Annotated in this window: 2 protein-coding genes; both read left to right on the top strand. The window is 33.7% G+C overall.

The window, feature by feature from the left end; genetic code table 11:
- Positions 1–66 precede the first annotated feature (66 nt).
- A complete protein-coding gene (locus CJ255_RS25165; RefSeq protein ID WP_097646198.1) occupies positions 67–483 on the top strand; it encodes a transposase in 417 nt (138 codons plus the stop codon).
- Positions 480–1,370 carry an IS3 family transposase gene (locus CJ255_RS25160; RefSeq protein ID WP_097646197.1) on the top strand — a complete coding sequence of 297 codons (891 nt, stop codon included), beginning with the start codon at positions 480–482 and terminating at the stop codon, positions 1,368–1,370. The genes CJ255_RS25165 and CJ255_RS25160 overlap by 4 nt, the downstream gene beginning before the upstream one ends.
- Positions 1,371–1,424: the final 54 nt, after the last annotated feature.

Here is a 1,424-nt window from a genome sequence, read left to right as displayed (position 1 = left end):
TGTGCCGTCCTGAAATAGGTTGACCGTTTTTGAACGATTTTTAAAACAATTCAAAAATTGAAACTTATGAAAAATAGACGGTCACAATTTAAGTTAAAGTCAAGACGTTATTTTAGTGAAGATTTCAAAAAACAAAAAGTCCATGAAATTGTCACTAAAAAAACGACAATTCGAGAGGTCTCGATGCTTTATGAAATTAAATCGGCCATTCTTTACCGATGGCTTTATAAATATTCACCAGACCATCCTAAACAAACCAAAATAGTTGTAGAAATGGAAAGCGAATCTCAAAAGGCCCTGTTTTATAAAGAGAAAGTAGCTGAACTAGAACGGCATGTTGGTCAGAAACAAATTCAGCTTGATTTTCTGGAAAAGCTCATTGAGCTTGCATCCGAAGAACTAAAGATGGACTTAAAAAAAAACTTCTCGTCCAAACTGTTGAATGGTTCCGGAAGCACATCCAGGAAAAATCATTCACCATGAATGAATTGTATTCTATACTTGGAATTACCAGGCAATCTCATTGGAAAATGGTGAAAAAATTCACTAAGAAAAATGAGCTTAAAAGAATACTTATTCAGAACATTATAGGAATTAGAGAAATACATCCAAAAATGGGCGCAAAAAAAATATATAGTATATTGAATCCAGAGGGGATAGGGCGCGATGTATTTATCGATACCTATGTTGAAGGAGGATTTCAGGTTGTTAGCGAACGGAATTATCGAAAAACAACTCATAGCCTACCTCACGCTAAGTATCGAAACCTTGCAAGTGGATTATCATTGAATGATATCAATCAGGTCTGGACAAGTGATATTACTTATTTGCAAATTGGCGAAAAAGAATTTCTGTACATTGTCCTTATCATGGATGTCTATTCACGATGCATCCTTGGATATAACGTAAGCTCCGATCTACGTGCTCAGTCAAATATAAAAGCATTAAAAATGGCCTTAAAAGAACGAAAAATAGAAAGATATGAAAAACTGATTCATCACTCAGACAGAGGAGTTCAATACACATCAAAAGCTTATACTGATTTATTAAAAAGTTACGATATAAAAATCAGCATGTGTGAATCTGTGTATGAAAACATTCATATAGAACGAGTTAATGGTACAATCAAAAATGAATATCTTTGTAATTTCCGTATCAAGAACCTCTCACAATGTCAAAGAACGTTGAAAAAGGCGGTTGACGCCTATAATGTTGGTCGTCCTCATGAAAAATTGGACTTCAAAACTCCTGCCGACTTTGAAAAAAGTTTGTTTGAAACTCCTTTTTCTGAGCGACCTTTAGTTAACATATTTTCAAATCAAAACAAAAAAAATAATTCAAATGTCAGACAAGGCACTCTTTTTTTTTAGCAAAACTTATGAATATTAATCACTCAAAAAGTCAACCAATATCAGGACGCCTCA

This window comes from Candidatus Viridilinea mediisalina (assembly GCF_002532535.1).
Lineage (GTDB): Bacteria > Chloroflexota > Chloroflexia > Chloroflexales > Chloroflexaceae > Viridilinea > Viridilinea mediisalina.
Note: the sequence above shows the minus strand (reverse complement) of the source record. Positions and strands in the feature narration are given on the sequence as shown.

Coding starts and splice junctions, on each gene's coding strand:
- CJ255_RS25160 (WP_097646197.1), top strand. CDS start 480: ATGAATGAATTGTATTCTATACTTGGAATTACCAGGCAATCTCATTGG.
- CJ255_RS25165 (WP_097646198.1), top strand. CDS start 67: ATGAAAAATAGACGGTCACAATTTAAGTTAAAGTCAAGACGTTATTTT.